Here is a 19,714-nt window from a genome sequence, read left to right as displayed (position 1 = left end):
GGTAGGGTCGGTGGTATGACCTGCCCCGGACATTCGCTTACCCGCGGGTGGGCGGTGCTCGCCGGGGTCTTGTCGGCGGGGGTGAGTGTCGGGGCTCATCAGATCGCGGGCGGGGGGTCTCCCACCGCTGAACAGTGGACGTTGCTCGCGGCGCTGGGTGCCGGCGTCGGCGCCCTGTGGCGTCCGGGCCAGGGTAGTGCGAGACCGAGTGGTCGTGCGCGGCAGCCCGGTACGTCGCTGTGGACGATCCTGCTCGCCGCGCAGGTTCTCGGCCATCTGACTCTGTCGATGGGTTCGGCCACCCACCACCACGCCATGGTGCCCTCGCCGGCGATGCTCGGCTGGCATCTGATCGCCATCCCGCTGTCGCTGTGGATGCTCCTCGGTGGCGTGCGGATAGCGCAGATCGTGAGCTCGACGATCACCACGATCTGCATGGCGAGTCCGCCGCCGATCGATCGGCCCGACTCCCGCGTGGTCGCCGGTCGTCGACCTGAATGCGTTTCCGCGCTGTGCATCTCGTCGGTCGGAACCCGAGCGCCGCCGTCGGTCCGCGCCTTCGGTTACTCCTGAACCCACCGCGGACGCCGTCGCGGCGGTGGGTTCTGCCCACCTCTGCGAAAGCGAACTTCTCAATGTCCTCATCCACGTTCAGCTCGTCCCGGTTCGTACGGTTGTGCGCGCCGATCCTCCTGGTCGCCGGCATCCTCGCGGCCTGCTCGTCCACCGACGACCCCGCCACCCAGGCCGACGCCGTGCGGGTCACCGACCAGTGGGCCAAGGCCGCGCAGTCGGAGATGACTGCGGTCTTCGCGACCGTCACCAACGGCTCCGATGCTGCGGTCCGCATCGTCGGCGGTACCACCCAGTCCGCCGAGCGCGTCGAACTGCACGAGATGGCGGAGGTCGACGGCACGCGGGTCATGCGCCCGATCGAAGGTGGACTGACCGTGCCTGCTCACGGTTCGACGGTGCTGCGCCCCGGCGGCGACCACATCATGCTGATGGGCCTGCGTGGGCCGATCCGGGCCGGCGATGAGGTGCGCGTCACACTGAACTGCACCGATGGGTCGACGGTCGTCGTGGTGGCCCGAGCCCGGGACTTCCACGGGAATCAGGAGAATTATCAGCCTCACGCGTCGGCGCCCGCTCATGGATGACCGGCGCAAACGGTTCGATCGTCGGACCCTGCTCACCGGGGCCGCGGGTCTGGCCGGCCTCGGTGTCTCCGTCGCGGCCGTCGGAGCAGGGGGGCGGTTGCCCTTGCCCGGACCGCCCGGATCCGAGGTGACCTTCGGCGACGAGACGGTCGGCTTTCACGGCGAGCGGCAGGCCGGAGTGGCGACGACGCCGCAGGCGCACGCGGCGTTCGTCGGCCTAGACCTGGCACCGGGCGTCGACGCGACGACGCTGGCCGGGGTGTTGCAGGTGTGGACCGAGGACGCTTCGAGACTGACCCGCGGGGAACCGGCGCTGGCCGACAGTGAGCCGGAACTGGCGCGGATTCCCGCCCGGCTGACGGTCACCGTCGCGTTGGGACCGGGGGCCTTCGATGCCGCCGGGCGGTCAGCGGCGCGCCCGGGGTGGTTGCGTCCGTTGCCCGCCTATGCCATCGATCGTCTCGATGATCGTTGGGGGCAAACAGATCTGCTGCTGCAGATCTGCGCCGACGACCCGGTGACGGTGGCGCACGCAACCCGCGTACTGTGCGCCAATGTGCGGGGCCGGATCGTCTTGCGCTGGGTGCAACGCGGTTTCCGCAATGCCCGGCGCAGCCAGGACGGCTCGGTCACCATGCGCAACCTGATGGGTCAGGTCGACGGAACGGTGAATCCCGGCTCGGCCGAACACGATTCGTTACTGTTCGACGATGGGGGCCGTCAGCCGTGGTTCGGCGGCGGAACCGGGATGGTGCTGCGCCGGATCGCGATGAACCTCGACAGCTGGCAGGAACTCGACCCACCCGCCCAGGAGCTGACGGTCGGCCGTTCCATCGCGACCGGCGCGCCGTTGGGCGGGCGGCACGAACACGATGTCCCCGACTTCACTGCGGTGCACGATGGATTGCCGGTCATTCCGGCCGGCTCGCATGTCGCCCGAGCGCATCGCCGCACCGACCGGGAACAGTTCCTGCGACGTGCCTACAACTACGACGATCCGCCGGAACCCGACGCCGACGGTGTGCTGCCGACGTCGAACAGTGGGCTGTTGTTCACCGCGTTCGCGCGTGACCTCGACGAGCAGTACCTCCCGGTGCAGCAACGCCTCGCCGAGCACGACGCGCTCAACGAGTGGACGACGCCGATCGGATCGGCGGTGTACGCGGTCCTGCCCGGAGCGCGTCCAGGGCGGCCTCTGGGGGCGTCGTTGCTGGAGCGGTAGGTCTGCCGATCGTCGTGTCGGGGCACGCACCTAGAATCGAGGGCGTGTCGACACCTCGTGCCCTAGCCGGGCTGGCCGCCGTCGTCTGTGCCGACACGGCGATCGGCAGCGTTCGTGACCGTCTCGCCGAACCTCGCCTCGACGTCACGGCCCCCGACGCCGCGCGTCCCTTCCTCGTCGCCTCGCTCGCCCAGGCGATGGATCCGGCTGCGCCGCTGCTCGTGGTGTCCGCGAACGGCCGGGAGGCCGACGACCTGACGGCGGAGCTGGCCGAACTCCTCGACGATCCCGCCCAGGTCGCCCAGTTCCCGTCGTGGGAGACCCTCCCGCACGAACGTCTGTCGCCGAGCGCGGACACCGTCGGGCAACGGCTGGCGGTGCTGCATCGGCTCGCGACCCCGGGCGAGGTGCCGCTGCGTGTGGTGGTCACCACCGTGCGCTCGCTGGTCCAGCCGATGGCGCCGGGCCTCGGGCAGGTGGCGACCATCACGCTGCGTGAAGGCGCCGAACTCGACTTCGACAAACTGCTCGCCGACCTCGTCGAGATGGCCTACGAACGTGTCGACATGGTCGGGCGACGCGGTGAGTTCGCGGTGCGTGGCGGCATTCTCGACGTCTTCCCGACAACCGCCGATCATCCGGTACGGGTGGAGTTCTGGGGTGACGAGGTCACCGAGATGCGGGCCTTCTCGGTCGCCGACCAACGGACCCAGCCGGAGGTGGAGACGCCGACGGTGCAGGTTCACCCGTGCCGCGAGTTGCTGCTGACCGAGGCGATCCGCAACCGGGCGGCCGATCTCGCCGCCGAACATGCCGACGATCCCACCTTCAGCGAGATGCTCACCAAACTCGCCGAGGGCATCCCGGTCGAGGGGATGGAAGCGCTCATCCCGGCGCTGGTCGACGGGCCGATGCAACTGCTCACCGAGATCGTTCCGGACGGCACCCGGGTGCTGGTCCTCGACCCGGAGAAGGTGCGCACCCGCGCCGCCGACCTGGCCAAGACCGGAGCCGAATTCCTGGAGGCATCCTGGACGGCCGCGGCAATGGGGGCCGACGCCCCCATCGACGGCCGGTCGGCGCTCGGCATCGACCTGCAGGCCAGCGCTTATCGTCCCCTCGGCGCGGTGGAAGAGGCCACCCTCGCCACGGGGCGCGCCTGGTGGACCATCAGCCCGCTGGCCACCGGAAGCGGTGCCGAACTCGAACTCGACCTCGCCGCCGGTCCCGCACCGCGCGGTAGTGAGTCGGAGATCGTCGCACTCTTCGGCCAGTTGCGCGCCCACGTCGCCGACGGCAAGACCGCGGCGATCGTGGTCGCGGGCAAGGGCACGGCGCAACGTGTCGCCGAGCGGCTGTCCGACGCCGAGGTGCCGCATGCGGTGGCGCAACCGGGTCAACAGCCCCAACCGGGTGAGGTGACCGTCTTCGGCGGGGCGCTGCGTCACGGACTGGTGTGTCCGGGGGCGGGTGTGGTCATCGTGACCGAGGCCGACCTGACCGGTATGCGCGTGGCGAATGTCCGTGACGGACGGCGGCTTCCGGCCAAACGACGTAACCAGGTCGACCCGCTCGCGCTGACCGCCGGTGACCTCGTCGTGCACGATCAGCACGGCATCGGAAAGTTCGTCGAAATGATCGAACGCACCGTGTCCGGGGCGCGTCGTGAATATCTCGTCATCGAATACGCGGCCAGCAAACGCGGCCACCCCGGCGACCGGCTCTATGTCCCGATGGACGCCCTCGACCAATTGTCGCGCTATGTGGGCGGTGAGCAGCCGAGTCTGTCCAAGCTGGGCGGATCGGACTGGCAGAACACCAAACGTAAAGCGCGCAAGGCTGTTCGAGAGATCGCCGGAGAATTGGTGCAGCTCTACGCCGCTCGGCACGCCGCGCCCGGTCACGCCTTCGGCCCGGACACCCCGTGGCAGAAGGAGATGGAAGACGCCTTCGATTTCACCGAGACCGTCGACCAGCTGACCGTCATCGCGGACGTGAAGTCCGACATGGAACGGGCCGTCCCGATGGACCGCGTCATCGTCGGTGACGTCGGATACGGCAAGACCGAGATCGCGGTGCGCGCGGCGTTCAAGGCGGTGCAGGACGGCAAGCAGGTTGCCGTGCTCGTGCCGACGACAATCCTTGCGCAGCAACACCTGCAGACCTTCACTGAGCGGATGACGGGCTTCCCGGTCCGGGTGCGCGGGCTGTCGCGCTTCACCGACGCCAAAGAGTCCCGCGAGATCATCGCCGCGATGTCCACCGGTGAGGCCGACATCGTGATCGGCACCCACCGGCTCCTCCAGACCGGGGTGACCTGGAAGGATCTCGGACTCGTCATCGTCGACGAGGAGCAGCGGTTCGGCGTCGAACACAAAGAGCACATCAAATCCCTTCGGACACATGTGGATGTGCTGACCATGTCGGCCACGCCGATCCCGCGCACGCTAGAGATGTCGATGGCGGGTATCCGCGAGATGTCGACGATCCTCACCCCGCCCGAAGAACGTCATCCGGTACTCACCTATGTTGGCGCCTATGCGCCCAAGCAAGTGGCCGCCGCGATCCGGCGTGAACTGCTGCGCGACGGCCAGGTGTTCTACGTGCACAACCGGGTGTCGACGATCGACAAGACGGCCCGCGACATCGCCGCGATGGTTCCCGAGGCGAAAGTCGTCGTCGCACATGGGCAGATGAACGAGGAGCAGCTCGAACGCACGGTGTCGGGGTTCTGGAATCGAGAATTCGACGTCTTGGTGTGCACCACCATCATCGAGACCGGCCTGGACATCTCCAACGCCAACACCCTCATCGTCGACCGGGCCGAGAACCTCGGTCTGTCGCAGCTGCACCAGCTGCGGGGGCGCGTCGGCCGCAGCCGGGAACGCGGGTACGCCTACCTCCTGTACAGCCCGGAGCGGCCGCTGACCGAGACCGCCTACGACCGGCTGGCGACCATCGCGCAGAACAACGAACTCGGCGCGGGTATGGCAGTGGCGCTCAAGGACCTCGAACTGCGCGGCGCGGGCAATGTGCTCGGTGCCGAACAGTCCGGCCACGTCGCCGGTGTCGGCTTCGACCTGTACGTCCGTCTCGTCGGTGAGGCGGTGGAGGCCTTCCGCGCGGCCGCGGACGGAAAACCGGTGGCGGCCAATGAAACCGGGGAGGTTCGCATCGACCTTCCGGTGGATGCCCACATTCCCGTCGAGTATGTCGACTCCGACCGGCTACGCCTGGAGGGCTATCGCAAACTGGCGTCTGCTACCGACGAGGCTGCGGTCGACGCGGTTCTGGCCGAACTCAACGACCGCTACGGCGAACCTCCCATCGAGACGACCCGCCTGGCGTCGATCGCCCGGCTGCGTCTGCGGTGCCGCGAGCGGGGCGTCGCCGAGATCGGGCTGGCCGGTACCGGCGTCAAGATCGCGCCGCTGCACCTACTCGACAGCGAGCAGGTCCGACTCAAGCGCCTGTACTCGTCGGCGACCTACCGGGCCACGACCTCGGTGATCACCCTGCCGATCCCGCGGACCGGCGGTGTCGGTTCGGAGCGGTTGCGCGACGACGAACTCATCGACTACCTGACGACGTTCCTCACCCAGCTCAAGCCGAATGTCGATTAGCCGTCCTGTCCCGAACTGCGGGTGATGCGGCGAGCGGAGTGGGCCTGGGTGCTGCGGGCGCGGGGTAGGCTCAGCCGTTCTCCTCGTCGTACCGGGCCTTGGCGGTGGCGCGCCAGTCGGCGAACTTGCGGTTGACGTTCTCGGCGACGTCGAAGGCGGTCTGCCCGACTCCGTCGACGAACCCGCCGAGCCCGTCCCGGATGCTGCGCACGAGCGGGTCCTCGGATTCGTCGAAGTTGTCGCGGTAGGCCTTGGCCGCGGCACCCGCGTCGTCGGCGACCCGTGCGTTCGAGTCGTCGTCGCGTCGCGGATAGAGCCCGGCGAGGACACGTCCGTATTCACCGCGATCGACCCAGCGGTTGAGTTCGGCGGCACGCAGCACGGAGAAGGGGTGTGAGCGCATCTCCAGGTTCAGCAGCTTGAGCACGCCGTCACGCAGGTCACCGGTGCGTTCGTATTCCTTTGCCTGCGCGATGAACGCCTGCGTGTCCATCTGGTCGAGGTGTCGGCCGCCGGCGAGTTTGAGCTCCACCCGCAGCGCGGTGTCGAGGTCCTGGCAGCACAACAACCCGGCCCGGTCACCGGAGAGTTCGGCCTTGCGCTGCCATTCCATGAGCGCGGCGACCAGTGCGCGTAACGCCCACCCGCCGAGTGGGATGAACCCGATCGAGGCGGCCAGGCGGCTCAGGTGCATGAGCATGGTGCGGTACACCGCATGCCCGGACAGGGCGTGGCCGAGTTCGTGGCCGACGATGAAACGTAGTTCGTCGTGGTCCATCAGGTCGTACAGCGCGGAGGTGATCACGATGAACGGCCGGTCCATACCGATGCAGAATGCGTTGACCATCGGTGACTGCATCACATACAGCTCCGGGGTCACCGGAGAGTCGAGGATCTCCACACACTCCGTCAGCAAGGCATCGAGGTCGGCGAACTGGCGGTCGTTCACCCGCGCCGAACTCGCGAGGTAGAGCAACCGGTGCTGACGTTCACGCAGCAGTCCGGACAGCGTCTTGAGGATCTGGTCGAATCCGGTCAGCTTGCGCATCGCGGTGAGCGCGGTGCGATCGGCGGGATGTTCCCAGGTGCGGCTACTGATCTCCGGAAAGCGGGCGCGAACCTGCGCGGGAACTGTCGTCATCTGTGGAACCCCCCGGTTCATATCGTCGAGACTGATCTGCAGACTAGCGAATGACTCCGTCAGGATGGTCACTACGTCGTTCGCGCGTCCGACACCCGCGACGACCCGCCGAACCCACCCCCGACATCGTCATGGCGATAGGTTTGAACACATCACCGGGGGAGACGAAAGGATGAGCAACCGAGATGACCGTGGTTCTCCTCGATCCCACCCGACCGGACCTGATTCCGATCCGTGCCCGTCGCCTGCTGGCGGGCACCGTGCTGGTCACCGAGGACGTCCCGGCCGCCATCCTGTGGGCGCTCGATCACGTCGAACCGGCCACCGACGACAACATCGACCGCGATATGGCACTGGTCAGTACCGATCCGCACCATCGTCTCGTGCGCACCGCACTCGCCCGTGGCGATGAGCTGATCGCCGTCCCGGTGCCGTCGGGATCGGCGCTGCTCGAAGCCGTGGCGCTGATGGACACATTGCGCCGCAACGGTCCGTGGGAGAGCAGACAGACCCACACCTCGCTGCGACGCTATCTGTTGGAGGAGGTCTACGAACTCCTCGACGCCATCGACGCCGACGACCCGCGGGAACTGGCCGAAGAACTCGGCGACCTGCTATTGCAGGTGCTCTTCCACGCCCGCATCGCCGCCGACCGCCCCGACGAACCCTTCGACATCGACGACGTCGCGCGCGGGTTCACCGCCAAAGTCAGCGGACGCACGCCTGGCGTGCTCTCGGGTGCGCATGCGGATCTGGAGACCCAGATCCGGGAATGGGAAGAACGTAAGGCTGCCGAGAAGCAACGCGGTTCGGTGCTCGACGGGGTGGCGACCACCCAGCCGGCATTGGCCCTGACCCAGAAGATCCTCGAGCGTCTGACCGCGGCCGCCTTCCCGGTCGATCTGATCGATCCGGCACTACTGACCATCGTCGTCATCGCGGGCGACGACAGTATCGAGGATCGTGCCCGGCAGCGCGCACTGAAGCTCATCGAGCAGGTGCGGGGCGCGGAGCGCCATGCGCGCGCGGTGGGACTGACGTTGGACACCCGGGCGGCATGGGTCGCCGCCCTGGACGGGGCAACCGAACACACGGAGCCGGGTGAGCGCGACCAGGCCGCGCCGGGGCCCGACGAACAGGTCGATGTCGTCGGTGGGCCGAAAGCCGAAGATCTCGAATCAGTCAATCCGGCTTGATCGGGCGCTGTTGCGCTCACGCTGATCGAAACCCCGCGTGCCCGGAGTGTCCGGGATTCGCCGGTGCCGACTGTCGCGGGCCGAACCCGGTCGCAGGCCACTCGCGGTGCATCATGGACAGATGGTTCACACTGGTGCGCGACGGCCGCCGCAGGAATCGCGGCCCGCACGCGAGAATGTCATCCTCATCCATTGGCATGATCTCGGCCGGCATCTGGCCTGTTACGGCGCGCACGGTGTGCAGAGCCCCAACATGGACGCGCTTGCGGCCGACGGCATCCGATTCGCCGACGCGCACGCCACGGCACCGCTGTGTTCTCCCGCGCGCGGATCGCTGTTCACCGGACAGTATCCGCACCGCAACGGCCTGGTCGGGCTCGCTCACCACGGCTTTGCCTACCACCCGGGGGTGCGGACGCTACCGTCGCTGCTCGGCGACGCCGGATATCGCAGCGTGCTGTTCGGGATGCAGCATGAGAGCACGGACCCGGGCTCGCTCGGCTTCGATCTGGTCGACGTCACCGAGTCGCGTTGTGACTACGTCGTGGAGAAATCGCAGGAGTGGCTGGCCGACCATGTCGCCGACGAACCCGACCGTCCCTTCTTCCTGACCGCCGGGTTCTTCGAAACCCACCGGCCCTATCCGGCAGACGAATACACCCCGGCCGACCCCGACACGCTGGGCGTGCCGGGTTTCCTGCCCGACACTCCGGAGGTGCGCGCCGATCTCGCCGGCCTGCACGGCAGTATCACCGCTGCCGACGACGCGGTGGGCAGGCTGCTGGCGTCGGTGTCCGAACTAGGTCTGGCACAGAACACCTGGATCGTCTTCGTCACCGACCACGGACTCGCCTTCCCCCGGGCGAAGTCAACGCTGTACGCCGAGGGCACTGGTGTCGCACTGATCATCCGTCCGCCGACCGCGCGAAATATCGCGCCACGCGTCTACGACGACCTGTTCTCCGGTGTCGACCTCGCGCCGACGCTGCTCGAACTCCTCGGTGTGACAGCCGAACTCGATGTCGACGGCTACTCACATGCGCCAGCGCTGGTCGCGGACGAGGAACCGGAGGGGGAACCGGTCCGCGGGCAGCTGTTCACCGAGAAGACCTACCACGACGCCTACGACCCGATCCGGGCGGTTCGGACCAAACGGTACAGCTACATCGAGAATTACGCGGACCGGCCCGAACTGCTTCTGCCGCTTGACATCGCCGACAGCCTGTCGGCGGTGTCGATCGACGAACGGGTGCGGGTCGTCCGCCGGGCGCATGCCGAACTGTATGACCTGCAGGCGGATCCGCACGAACGCAACAACCTCGCCGACGATCCCGACCACGCCGAGGTGGCCGCGGAACTGAGCGCCGAGCTGGCCCGCTGGCGATCGGCGACCGGCGACGATCTGCCTGCGGAGGCGGAGGGTACCGCGGTCGCGCAGGCCTTCATGGACGCCTATCTCAGCAAGGCCGCGAGGGTCGCACCGGATGAGGAGGCGTTGCCGTCCCGCCGCCCGCAAGGTGCTCGGCGTGAGCTTGCCGGGGAGATCCGCAGCGGCGCGCGTTGACCGTTACGAGACCTCGGCACATCCCGGATGAAAAGTAAAGAAATACGCTCACAGATCCGATAATTGCCCAAGTTGCACAGGGTATTTCGGTCGCTACACTCCCTTCTCATGTCATCGGGGAACTACATCGTCTGCGCGAGTCAGCGCAGTGGTAGCACGCTGCTCGTCGAGTCGCTGGCGCAGACCGGCGTCGCGGGACGTCCGGAGGAGTACTTCCAGTACTACGCGTCGTCCTCGCAGGCGCCGCAGCCGCGCGAATGGTTCAGCGGGGTCACCGACCCCGAGATCCTCGACCTTCTCGATCCGCTCGATCGCGGCACCGTGGACACCCGCGACGCCCGGCAATGGCGTAGCGACATCCTCGCCGCCGGGCAGACCGGCAACGGGGTGTGGGGTGGCAAGCTGATGTGGAATCAGACCCCGCTGCTCATCTCTCGCACGCATGTGGCCACCGGATCGTTACGCACCGCTATCCGTACCCTGTTCGACGGCCAGGACCCCGTATTCGTGCACGTCTACCGCAATGACGTGGTCGCGCAGGCGGTGTCGATGTGGCGGGCGGTGCAGACCCGGGTCTGGCGCGACGCCGGACACGCCACCGACGCCGAGGACGGCGCCGTCTACCACGCGGGCGGTATCGCGCACCTGGCAGGCATTCTCGCCGCACAGGAACGCGCATGGCGGGACTGGTTCGCGGCCGAGGAGATCGAGCCGCTCGACATCGAATTCGTGGAACTGGTCAAAGATCCCACGAAAGCCACCGCGCGAGTGCTGGAGGCGATCGGTCAGGATCCGGCGCTGGCACCGCCCCCGCCACTGAAACCGCAGTCCAACGCCCGCTCCAAGGAGTGGGCGGCACGCTACCGAGACGACGCCACACGGAACGGATACCCGCAATGACCGCACCAGCCGAGACGACCCCGGCGAACCCGACCGGAGACGTCGACCACGTGGCCGCCATCCGGGTGCTGGAGGCCGAGGCCGTCCACATCATCCGGGAGGTGGCCGCCGAACTCGAACGGCCGGTGCTGCTGTTCTCCGGCGGCAAGGACTCCATCGTCCTGCTCCGATTGGCGGAGAAGGCATTCCGGCCCGCGCCGCTGCCGTTCCCGATCCTGCACGTGGACACCGGACACAACTTCGACGAGGTCATCGACTTCCGGGACCGGCGGGTAGCCCCGACGCCGCAAAACCCCGACGGCATCAAACTGATCGTCGCGTCCGTTCAGGAGTCCATCGACTCCGGGCGCGTCGCCGAGACCACCGACCCGTCCGGATCGCGCAATCGGCTGCAGACCCGCACCCTGCTCGACGCGCTGGAGGAAGGCGAATTCGATGCCGCCTTCGGCGGTGCCCGCCGCGACGAGGACCGGGCCCGGGCCAAGGAACGGGTGTTCAGCTTCCGTGACGAATTCGGTCAGTGGGATCCGCGTGCGCAGCGTCCCGAACCGTGGTCGCTGTACAACGGCCGGATCCGCAAAGGCGAATCGGTGCGGGTCTTCCCGCTGTCGAACTGGACCGAGGTCGACATCTGGCGCTACATCGAACTGGAGAATCTCGAACTACCCTCGATCTACTTCGCGTCCCAGCGCGAGGTCTTCGACCGGGACGGAATCCTGCTTGCCGTGTCGCCGTATTCGCAGCCGCGCGAGGGGGACTCGATCACCACCGAATGGGTGCGTTACCGCACCGTCGGCGACCTGACGATCACCGGCGCGGTCCGGTCGCGGGCAACCACCATCCCCGAGATCATCACCGAAATCAGTGCGTCGACGGTGTCCGAGCGCGGCGAGACGCGCGCCGACGACCGCACCTCAAGTGCCGCGATGGAAGACCGCAAGCGCGAAGGATACTTCTGATGACTCTCACCGACACCACCTCCGGCGCGGCCGCAACGGGTACGGAAGTATCTGCACCGGACGACCTTTCGCATGGACGGCAGTTCCTGCGCATCGCCACCGCAGGCAGCGTCGACGACGGCAAGTCGACGCTGATCGGACGGATTCTGCACGACACCGGCAGCCTGCCGACAGATCATCTGTCCGCGGTGACCAACGGCGACGGAGACGTCGACCTCGCCGCGCTGTCCGACGGGCTGCGTGCCGAGCGGGAACAGGGCATCACCATCGATGTCGCCTACCGCTTCTTCGGCACCGAGACCCGCAGCTACGTGCTCGCCGACACCCCCGGTCACGAGCGTTACACCCGCAACATGTTCACCGGTGCGTCCAACGCGCATGTGGCCATCCTGCTCATCGACGCCCATAACGGTCTCGCCCGCCAGACGCGGCGGCACGCACGGATCGCGACCCTGGTCGGGGTGCCCCACGTGATCGCCGCGGTCAACAAGATCGACCTGACCGACTACTCGGAGTCGCGGTTCGCCGAGATCAAGTCCGACCTCGACGATCTGGCGACACAGCTGGGTATCGGAACCATCGACGCCATCCCGATCGCCGCCAAACACGGCGACAACGTCGTGCACCGCTCCGCGAACACACCGTGGTACGAAGGCCCCACGCTGCTGGAATACCTCGAAGGTGTCGAACTCGTGGCACCCGATCCCGTCGCAGGCGAACTGCGTCTGCCGGTGCAGTGGGTATCGCGGCCGACGGACGACCAACGGCGGACCTACACCGGCCGGCTGGCCGCGGGCACGCTGCGCGTCGGCGACGAGATTCGCGTATTGCCTTCGGGCAGTACCAGTGTGGTCACCGCACTGGACACCCTCGATCCGGAGCGGAGCGTCGCGGTCGCGCCGCTGTCGGTGTCGGTGGAACTGGCCGACGACATCGATGTCGCGCGCGGCGACGTGATCGTGAGCGCGGCCGACGGCGCGCATCTACCGGTGCTGGCCCGTGAGATCGATGCCCATGTCTGCTGGTTGTCGGGGACGCCGCTGCGGGCGGGGGACCGGGTGGCGTTCAAACACGGTGCGTCGACGGTGCGGGCCACCGTCGGCTCCATCGAGCGGCGCCTGGACCCGGACACGTTGATCGAACACGTCGGTCCCAGCAAGTTGGAACTCAACGACGTCGGCACGATCACCCTGCGCACCTCGTCGGTGGTGCCCGCCGATCGCTACCGCGACAACCGGGACACCGGCGCCTTCATCCTCATCGACGAGGCGTCCAACGACACCGTCGGCGCGGGCACCATCCTGGAGCCGCGTGCGGTCATCCCCGGACAGGTCACCCGCAACGACATCAAGTGGCATCCCAGTTCCCTGGCCAGGGCCGAACGGTGGGCCTACACCGGTCAGCGGGGTGCGACGGTGTGGCTGACCGGGCTACCCGCGTCGGGAAAGTCGACGGTGGCGGTGGCCCTCGAACGTGCCGTCGTCGCGCGCGGGCGGGTCGCCTACCTGCTCGACGGAGACAACATCAGGCACGGTATCTCCGACGATCTCGGGTTCTCGCCGGGTGACCGCGCCGAGAACATCCGTCGGGTCGGCCATCTGGCCCGGTTGTTCGCCGACGCCGGGGTGATCGCGATCGCGTCGATGGTCTCCCCGCTGCGGTCGGATCGTGAGATCGCCCGAGAACTGCATCAGGCCGCCGAGCTGGAGTTCATCGAGGTTCACGTCAGCACACCGGTTTCCGAATGCGAGCGCCGCGACCCGAAGGGGCTCTACCAGCGGGCCCGGTCGGGACAGTTGCGTGGGTTGACCGGGGTGGATGCACCGTACGAGCATCCTGAACACCCGGATCTGCGATTCGACACCACCGGCGCCGACATCGACACGCTGGCGTCGCTGGTACTCGGTGCGCTGATGGACCGCGGGATCATCGAGGGGTGAGCCGGGCTTCGTGATGCGGTGAGGCTAGCCGGAGAACAGGTGCTGACCCCACCATTCGCCGTCGGCGAGACCGGCGGGCACGGCGAAGACGGCTGAACCGTTGGGGCTGATGTACTCGTTCATCGCGTCCTGGCGGGACAGCGTCTGCTGCATCGGGATGAACTGCTTCTTCGGGTCGCGGTTGAACGCGATGAAGAAGAGGCCGGCGTCGAGGTGGCCGAAGCCGTCGGAACCATCGGTGAAGTTGTAACCCCGCCGCAGGATCTGGATCCCGCCGAGATTGTCCGGATGTGCCAGCCGCACATGGGCGTTGCGCGGAATCAGCGGGGCGCCATACGAGGTGATCTGGAAGTCGGGTTCGTCGAACTCGTTCTTCTGTCCGAGCGGGGCGCCCACACGCTTGTCTCGGCCGATGACGACCTCCTGCTCGAGGAGATGGGTGCGGTCCCACGCCTCGATATCCATCCGGATGCGGCGGGTGACCAGATAGGTGCCGCCGGTCATCCACTGTGCGCCTGCCGGATTGTCGGCACCCTCGACCCACACCCACTTGTCCAGCAGGTCGGTCTCCTCGGCGCGCACATTCGCTGTGCCGTCCTTGAAACCGAACATGTTGCGCGGGGTCTGCTGGGCTTTCGTGGTGGCCGAGGTGCGGCCGAAGCCGAGCTGCGACCAGCGCACCGCGACCACCCCCATGCCGAGCCGGGCGAGGTTACGGATGGCATGCACGGCGACCTGCGGATCGTCGGCGCAGGCCTGGACGCAGATGTCGCCGTAGGAGCGACCGGGATCGATCTTCTCCCCGGCGAACATCGGCAGGTCTTGCAAGACAGCGGGTTTACGGTCGGCGATGCCGAATCGATCTGGACGGTCCGGATAGGCGACGCTGGGTCCGAACAGGCCGGGGCCGAATCCGATCGTCAGCGTCAAGCGCGCCGGATGCAGGTCGAGAGCTTCGCCGGTGTCGGTGGGCGGGGTGTAATCGCCGAGCCCGGTCGCACCGCCCGGTTCGGTTTCCTCGCCGCGGGTCATCCGCTCGGCGGCGGCCGTCCACCGCTTGAGTAACGCGACGAGTTCATCGCGGGAGTCAGTGGTGACATCGAAGGCGACGAAATGCAGACGATCCTGCGCCGCGGTCACGATCCCGGCCTGATGGGTGCCGCGGAAGGCGACGACCTCGGTGTCGGCGGGAGTCTGTTCACCGGCCCCGGCACGACCGATCGCGACACCACCCGCGGCGGCCGCGACCCCGACCCCGACGGTACCGAGCACGGTGCGGCGCGAGAATGCGCCACGTCCGGCCCGCTTGCCGGGAGTGGAATCGTTGTCTGCCGCTTCGGGGGTCGCGTCGGTCATGCCGTCACCTCTCTCAGGGGGCCAGCACCAGGCCGGGCACCTGGGAGAGGGTGGCCGACAGGGCGTCGATCTTGTTGGACAGATCGCGGCGCTGTTCCGGGGTCACCTTGGTATAGGAGACGTAGCCGTCGCCCTCACGGAAGGCGTTGACCGCGTTGCGGGCCTCGGTGAACTGCTGGGTGATCTTGTCCATCAGCGCCTGGTTCTTCTTGGCGATGATCGGCTGCATGGTCGCGATCGCGGTCTCGGAGCCGTCCAGGTTGGCCGCGATATCCCACAGGTCGGTGTGGGAGTAACGGTCTTCTTCACCGGTCACCTTGGTCGCGGCGATCTCGTCGACGAGTGCCTGCGGGCCCTGCACGAAGGAGCGGGTCTCGAAGTCGAAGGTGGGGCGGGCGACCTCGTCGCGAAGCTTGATGACGTCGGCGAGCAGTTCGTCGGCGACCTTGTCGATGGCAGCCTTCGTGTCCGCGGTCTTGGCGTTGGCCGCGTCATCGGGCGTGATCTGGCCTTCGGCGTCGCCGATCTCGTTGGGCTGCGGCGGCCACAGGAAGCGTTCGAGGCGGTGGAATCCGGTGAACGGCTGCGTCCCGCCCTCGGTGTCGTCCCAGCGCATGTCGATCCGCGGATCGAGGTCGGCGAAGGATTCGGCGACCGGCTCGATGCGCTCGTACGGGGTGCGGGCGAGTCCGAACTGGCTGCGGGCGGCGTCGAGGTTGCCGCTCTTGATGTTGTCGACGAAGACGGTGGTCTGCGAGACCAGGGTGTTCAGCTGATTGCGGACGTACTCGATGTAGGCCTTCTTCGCCGCATTCACGTCGGCGGGCACCTCGGTCTTGTCCTTGGCATCGCCGGACACCTTCAGCTCACTGCGGATGCCGGTGCCGACCATGCCCGGCTTGCAGGCGACGGTGTAGGTGCCGGGTTCGACGATCTCCACGGTCAGGTTGCCGGTCACGCCGGGGCCGATGTTCTCCACCTCGCCGAGAACCCGGTTGTTGTTGCCGTACACGTAGAACTCGGTGACCTTGTTGCCGTTGTTGGTGACGGCGAAGTCGACCTGGCCGGTCTGCGCGTCGGTGCTGTCGAGGTCGCACGCCGATTCGGTCGAGGTGACGCTGATGGCGCCCTCCGAATCTGCCTTCGACGTACAGCCCGCGAGGAGCAGGGGAGTGGCCACGGTCAGCACGACCGCGCCCGCGCAGGTGGTGAAGCGATGCACCTTGGGATTCTTCCTTTCAGGAACCGGCGTCGGGGGTGGCCGGATGAACAGTGACTGGATGGCTCGTGTTCGCGCCGGGGGAGACGGCCGCGTCGGTGGTTTCGTCATCGGTGGCCGGCTGGTCGTCGGCAGGCTGATCGGATGCCGGTGCCTTGGCCGGCGCCGGAGGGCGTTTGGCCAGATTCGCGTAGAGGAACAGGGGCATCACGATGGCGATGTAGGCGAGCCAGGCGATGACCTGCAGCCAGGTCGGTTCGGGCCGGAAGTTGAAGATGCCCGCGAAGATCGTTCCGTACCACGACGACTGGTCGTACTGGGCCGAGATGTCGAAGGCGATGTTCTCCCGGCCGGGTAGCCAGTCGACGGTCTGCAGGGCGTGCACGGCGTAGGCGAGGATGCCCGCCGCGACGACGATGAGGAAGGCGCCGGTGTAGAGGAAGAACCGATGGAAGTTCAAGCGGATCGCGCCCTGGTAGAGCGCGATGGTCACGACGACGGCCGTGAGGACGCCGAGCAGCAGGCCCAGTAGTGGCCACCATCCGCCCGACACGCTCTCGGCGTAGCCGACCATGAGCAGCGCGGTCTCGAAGCCTTCACGGCCGACCGCGACGAAGGACAGGCCCAGGATCGAGAGGCTGCCCGCGACCAGCGCCTCCGACATCCCCTCCTTGAGGTCGGCGGAGATGTGCGCCGATGCCTTGCTCATCCACAGGACCATGAACGTGACGATGACGACGGCGACCAGGGAGGCGACGCCGGCGATCGTCTCGGCTGCCAGCGGTGTCATCGTCGAGGTACCGAAATGGATGATCGCGAAGACCGCGAACACCATCGCCACGGCGATCCCGACTCCGGTCCAGATCCATTTGAGGGCGTCGCGACGGCCGCTGCGGGTGACGAAGGCGACCAGAACCATGACCACAATGCCCGTTTCGAGGCCTTCGCGAAGGCCGATGAGGCCGCTGCCGAACATTTGGGCGAACACTGACGGGGTGCCGCCCGAGGCGAGGATCTCCACGGAACTCATTTCTGGTGCGCGTCGGTGGCTGTTACACACCGACTGCTTCAGCAGGTAAGCCTAGCCTGCCGGAAGGGGGAACTGAATGCCGACCCGGCGAGTTGAGTAGGAGATTGGGGTCCAAGGACCCAAGGTGAGAGGGTGTTGCTCGGCCGGATCACATAGGTCGCGCGAGCGGCCCGATCGGCCGAGGTATCGACTGAGGAATTGCGGAGGGTATGAGCGTGGCTGGGCAACGGTCGTGGGTGCGTGGTGTGGCGATGGGTGTGGTTGCCGCCGCGACGGTGGTCAGCCTTGCCGGCTGTATCGACATCCCCTCGCTCGACCGGCCCGACATCCCTGACGGACTGCCGCCCGGCGCCGGGATCCCGCAGCCCTATATCGACATCAACGCGCCCGGGCGGACCGCCGAGAAGATGCGTGGCTGGGCCACGCCGATCGCCAAGTCGACGGGTATCGGACTGGTCGCACTCGAGGCCTACGGAAATGCCGCGGAAATCCAGCGTCAGCAGCATCCCGAATGCGGTATCACCTGGACGACACTGGCCGGGATCGCCGGTGTGGAGAGCAAACACGGCACCTACCGCGGGACCCGGGTCGCCGCCAACGGCGACACATCTCCGTCCATTCGCGGGGTCGCGCTGGACGGTACCCGCGGAAATATGAAGATCCACGACACCGACGGCGGGCGTCTGGACGGCGACGCGACGCACGACCGGGCGATGGGGCCGTTTCAGTTCATCCCCGAGACCTGGACGCGATTCGGTGTCGACGCCAATGGTGACGGCAAGGTCGATCCGGACAACATCGACGACGCGGCGCTGTCCGCGGCCCGCTACCTGTGTGTTTCCTCCGGCGGTGACATGACCACCCCGGCGGGCTGGGAGAAGGCCGTCAAGGTCTACAACAACTCGATGGCCTACGTGCTCGATGTCCGTGATCACGCCAACGCCTATTCGGTGAACGTCCGCTACTGAACGCACTTCGCCCTGCGCTGTCGCCGGTGTCCGCAGGCGCTTGGACGATCCCTTGCTACATGTGCTGCGACGGCAGCCATTAGGCTTTGTCGCGTACGTGTGGTCGGCCGGCAATGCCGACCCTTCCACCGAGATAGGTAGGGGTTGAATCCGTGGCAATCATCGAACAGGTTGGTGCACGCGAGATTCTCGATTCGCGGGGTAACCCGACGGTCGAGGTCGAGGTCGTTCTGGACGACGGCACGTTCACCCGGGCCGCGGTGCCCTCGGGCGCGTCGACCGGTGAGCACGAGGCCGTCGAACTGCGCGACGGTGGCGATCGCTACCTGGGCAAAGGCGTCACTAAGGCGGTCGAGGGCGTGCTCGGTGAACTGGCACCGGCCGTTATCGGCATCGAGGCCGAGGAACAGCGCCTCGTCGACCAGGCGCTCCTCGACTGCGACGGGACCCCCGACAAGAGCCGCATCGGCGCCAACGCCCTGCTGGGTGTGTCGCTCGCGGTCGCCAAGGGCGCTGCCGAGTCGGCCGGACTGCCGCTGTTCCGCTACATCGGCGGACCGAACGCCCACATCCTCCCGGTCCCGATGATGAACATCATCAACGGCGGTGAGCATGCCGACAACGGCATCGACTTCCAGGAATTCATGATCGCGCCGGTCGGCGCACCCACCTTCAAGGAGGCGCTGCGCGCCGGTGCCGAGGTGTACCACGCGCTGAAGTCGGTGCTGAACAAGAAGGGTTACAACACCGCGCTGGGCGACGAGGGTGGCTTCGCCCCCGATCTGCCCAACACCGACGCGGCGATCTCGATCATCGGCGAGGCCGTGGAGAAGGCGGGCTACAGCTTCGGTCGCGACATCGTCATCGCGCTCGACGCGGCGTCCACCGAGTTCTACAGCGATGGCGCATATTCGCTGGAGGGTAAGAAGCTGACCTCGGACGAGATGGTGCCGTTCTACGAGAAGCTGATCGCCGACTTCCCGATCGTCTCGATCGAGGACGGCCTGGCCGAGGATGACTGGGCAGGCTGGGCCAAGCTTACCGAGGCCATCGGAGACAAGGTGCAACTCGTCGGTGATGACCTCTTCGTCACCAACCCCGAGCGCCTGGAAGAGGGCATCTCCAAGGGCATCGCCAATGCGTTGCTGGTGAAGGTGAACCAGATCGGCACGCTGACCGAGACCCTGGACGCCGTCGCGCTGGCGCACAACAACAGCTACAAGTCGATGATGAGCCACCGGTCCGGCGAGACCGAGGACACCACCATCGCCGACCTGGCGGTGGCGTGCGGTTGCGGCCAGATCAAGACGGGTGCGCCGGCACGCAGTGAGCGCGTCGCCAAGTACAACCAGCTGCTGCGCATCGAGGAGGGGCTGGGTGACGCGGCACGCTACGCCGGGGACCTCGCCTTCCCGCGCTTTTCGTTTGGTTCGTGA

General features: G+C 67.2%; 15 protein-coding genes. 11 read left to right on the top strand and 4 right to left on the bottom strand.

The window, feature by feature from the left end:
- Positions 1–15: 15 nt before the first annotated feature.
- From QSJ18_RS17205 to mfd, 4 genes are all read left to right on the top strand, one after another.
- Positions 16–573 carry a hypothetical protein gene (locus QSJ18_RS17205; RefSeq protein ID WP_286327849.1) on the top strand — a complete coding sequence of 186 codons (558 nt, stop codon included), beginning with the start codon at positions 16–18 and terminating at the stop codon, positions 571–573.
- A 62-nt stretch (positions 574–635) separates the two neighbouring features.
- A complete protein-coding gene (locus QSJ18_RS17200) occupies positions 636–1,160 on the top strand; it encodes a copper chaperone PCu(A)C (protein ID WP_286327847.1) in 525 nt (174 codons plus the stop codon).
- Entirely contained in the window at positions 1,153–2,382 is a 1,230-nt protein-coding gene (locus tag QSJ18_RS17195) for a Dyp-type peroxidase (RefSeq protein WP_286327845.1), read from the top strand. The genes QSJ18_RS17200 and QSJ18_RS17195 overlap by 8 nt, the downstream gene beginning before the upstream one ends.
- A 44-nt stretch (positions 2,383–2,426) precedes the next feature.
- Entirely contained in the window at positions 2,427–6,005 is a 3,579-nt protein-coding gene (gene mfd / locus QSJ18_RS17190) for a transcription-repair coupling factor (protein WP_286327833.1), read from the top strand.
- A gap of 70 nt (positions 6,006–6,075) precedes the next feature.
- Here mfd and QSJ18_RS17185 read toward each other — a convergent pair whose 3' ends face one another.
- Positions 6,076–7,146 carry a M48 family metallopeptidase gene (locus tag QSJ18_RS17185; RefSeq protein WP_286327832.1) on the bottom strand — a complete coding sequence of 357 codons (1,071 nt, stop codon included), beginning with the start codon at positions 7,144–7,146 and terminating at the stop codon, positions 6,076–6,078.
- 185 nt (positions 7,147–7,331) lie between these two features.
- On the opposite strand from QSJ18_RS17185, the gene QSJ18_RS17180 reads away from it, so the two are divergent.
- The 5 genes from QSJ18_RS17180 to cysC all read left to right on the top strand — a co-directional run bounded on the left by QSJ18_RS17180 (position 7,332) and on the right by cysC (position 13,705).
- Positions 7,332–8,342 carry a nucleoside triphosphate pyrophosphohydrolase gene (locus QSJ18_RS17180; protein ID WP_286327831.1) on the top strand — a complete coding sequence of 337 codons (1,011 nt, stop codon included), beginning with the start codon at positions 7,332–7,334 and terminating at the stop codon, positions 8,340–8,342.
- 121 nt (positions 8,343–8,463) lie between these two features.
- Positions 8,464–9,906, top strand: a complete 1,443-nt coding sequence (locus QSJ18_RS17175; RefSeq protein ID WP_286327830.1) for a sulfatase family protein — start codon at positions 8,464–8,466, stop codon at positions 9,904–9,906.
- Between the two features lie 108 nt (positions 9,907–10,014).
- Entirely contained in the window at positions 10,015–10,806 is a 792-nt protein-coding gene (stf0, locus tag QSJ18_RS17170) for a trehalose 2-sulfotransferase (RefSeq protein WP_286327829.1), read from the top strand.
- Positions 10,803–11,765, top strand: a complete 963-nt coding sequence (gene cysD, locus QSJ18_RS17165) for a sulfate adenylyltransferase subunit CysD (RefSeq protein WP_286327827.1) — start codon at positions 10,803–10,805, stop codon at positions 11,763–11,765. Before stf0 ends, cysD begins: the two co-directional genes overlap by 4 nt.
- Entirely contained in the window at positions 11,765–13,705 is a 1,941-nt protein-coding gene (gene cysC, locus QSJ18_RS17160) for an adenylyl-sulfate kinase (protein ID WP_286327826.1), read from the top strand. The genes cysD and cysC overlap by 1 nt, the downstream gene beginning before the upstream one ends.
- Positions 13,706–13,729: 24 nt before the next feature.
- Here the strand turns inward: cysC and efeB are convergent, their stop codons facing one another.
- The 3 genes from efeB to efeU are packed head-to-tail and all read right to left on the bottom strand — an operon-like array spanning position 13,730 to position 17,310.
- On the bottom strand, positions 13,730–15,061 hold the full coding sequence (gene efeB / locus QSJ18_RS17155; RefSeq protein ID WP_286327825.1) for an iron uptake transporter deferrochelatase/peroxidase subunit: 1,332 nt from the start codon (positions 15,059–15,061) through the stop codon (positions 13,730–13,732).
- A gap of 13 nt (positions 15,062–15,074) precedes the next feature.
- Entirely contained in the window at positions 15,075–16,283 is a 1,209-nt protein-coding gene (gene efeO / locus QSJ18_RS17150; protein ID WP_286327824.1) for an iron uptake system protein EfeO, read from the bottom strand.
- A gap of 16 nt (positions 16,284–16,299) precedes the next feature.
- Complete coding sequence (gene efeU, locus QSJ18_RS17145) at positions 16,300–17,310, bottom strand: iron uptake transporter permease EfeU (protein ID WP_286327823.1); 1,011 nt, start codon at positions 17,308–17,310, stop codon at positions 16,300–16,302.
- A gap of 209 nt (positions 17,311–17,519) precedes the next feature.
- Between efeU and QSJ18_RS17140 the strand changes: the two genes are divergently transcribed.
- Both QSJ18_RS17140 and eno read left to right on the top strand, forming a co-directional pair.
- Positions 17,520–18,278 (top strand): lytic transglycosylase domain-containing protein, encoded by a 759-nt coding sequence (locus QSJ18_RS17140; protein WP_286327822.1) that lies wholly within the window; start codon positions 17,520–17,522, stop codon positions 18,276–18,278.
- Positions 18,279–18,430: 152 nt separating this feature from the next.
- On the top strand, positions 18,431–19,714 hold the full coding sequence (gene eno, locus QSJ18_RS17135) for a phosphopyruvate hydratase (RefSeq protein ID WP_286327821.1): 1,284 nt from the start codon (positions 18,431–18,433) through the stop codon (positions 19,712–19,714).

This window comes from Gordonia heveisoli, from assembly GCF_030315745.1.
Classification (GTDB): Bacteria; Actinomycetota; Actinomycetes; order Mycobacteriales; family Mycobacteriaceae; genus Gordonia.
The sequence above is the reverse complement of the archived record's forward strand: the minus strand, read 5'-3'. Positions and strand labels throughout refer to the sequence as shown.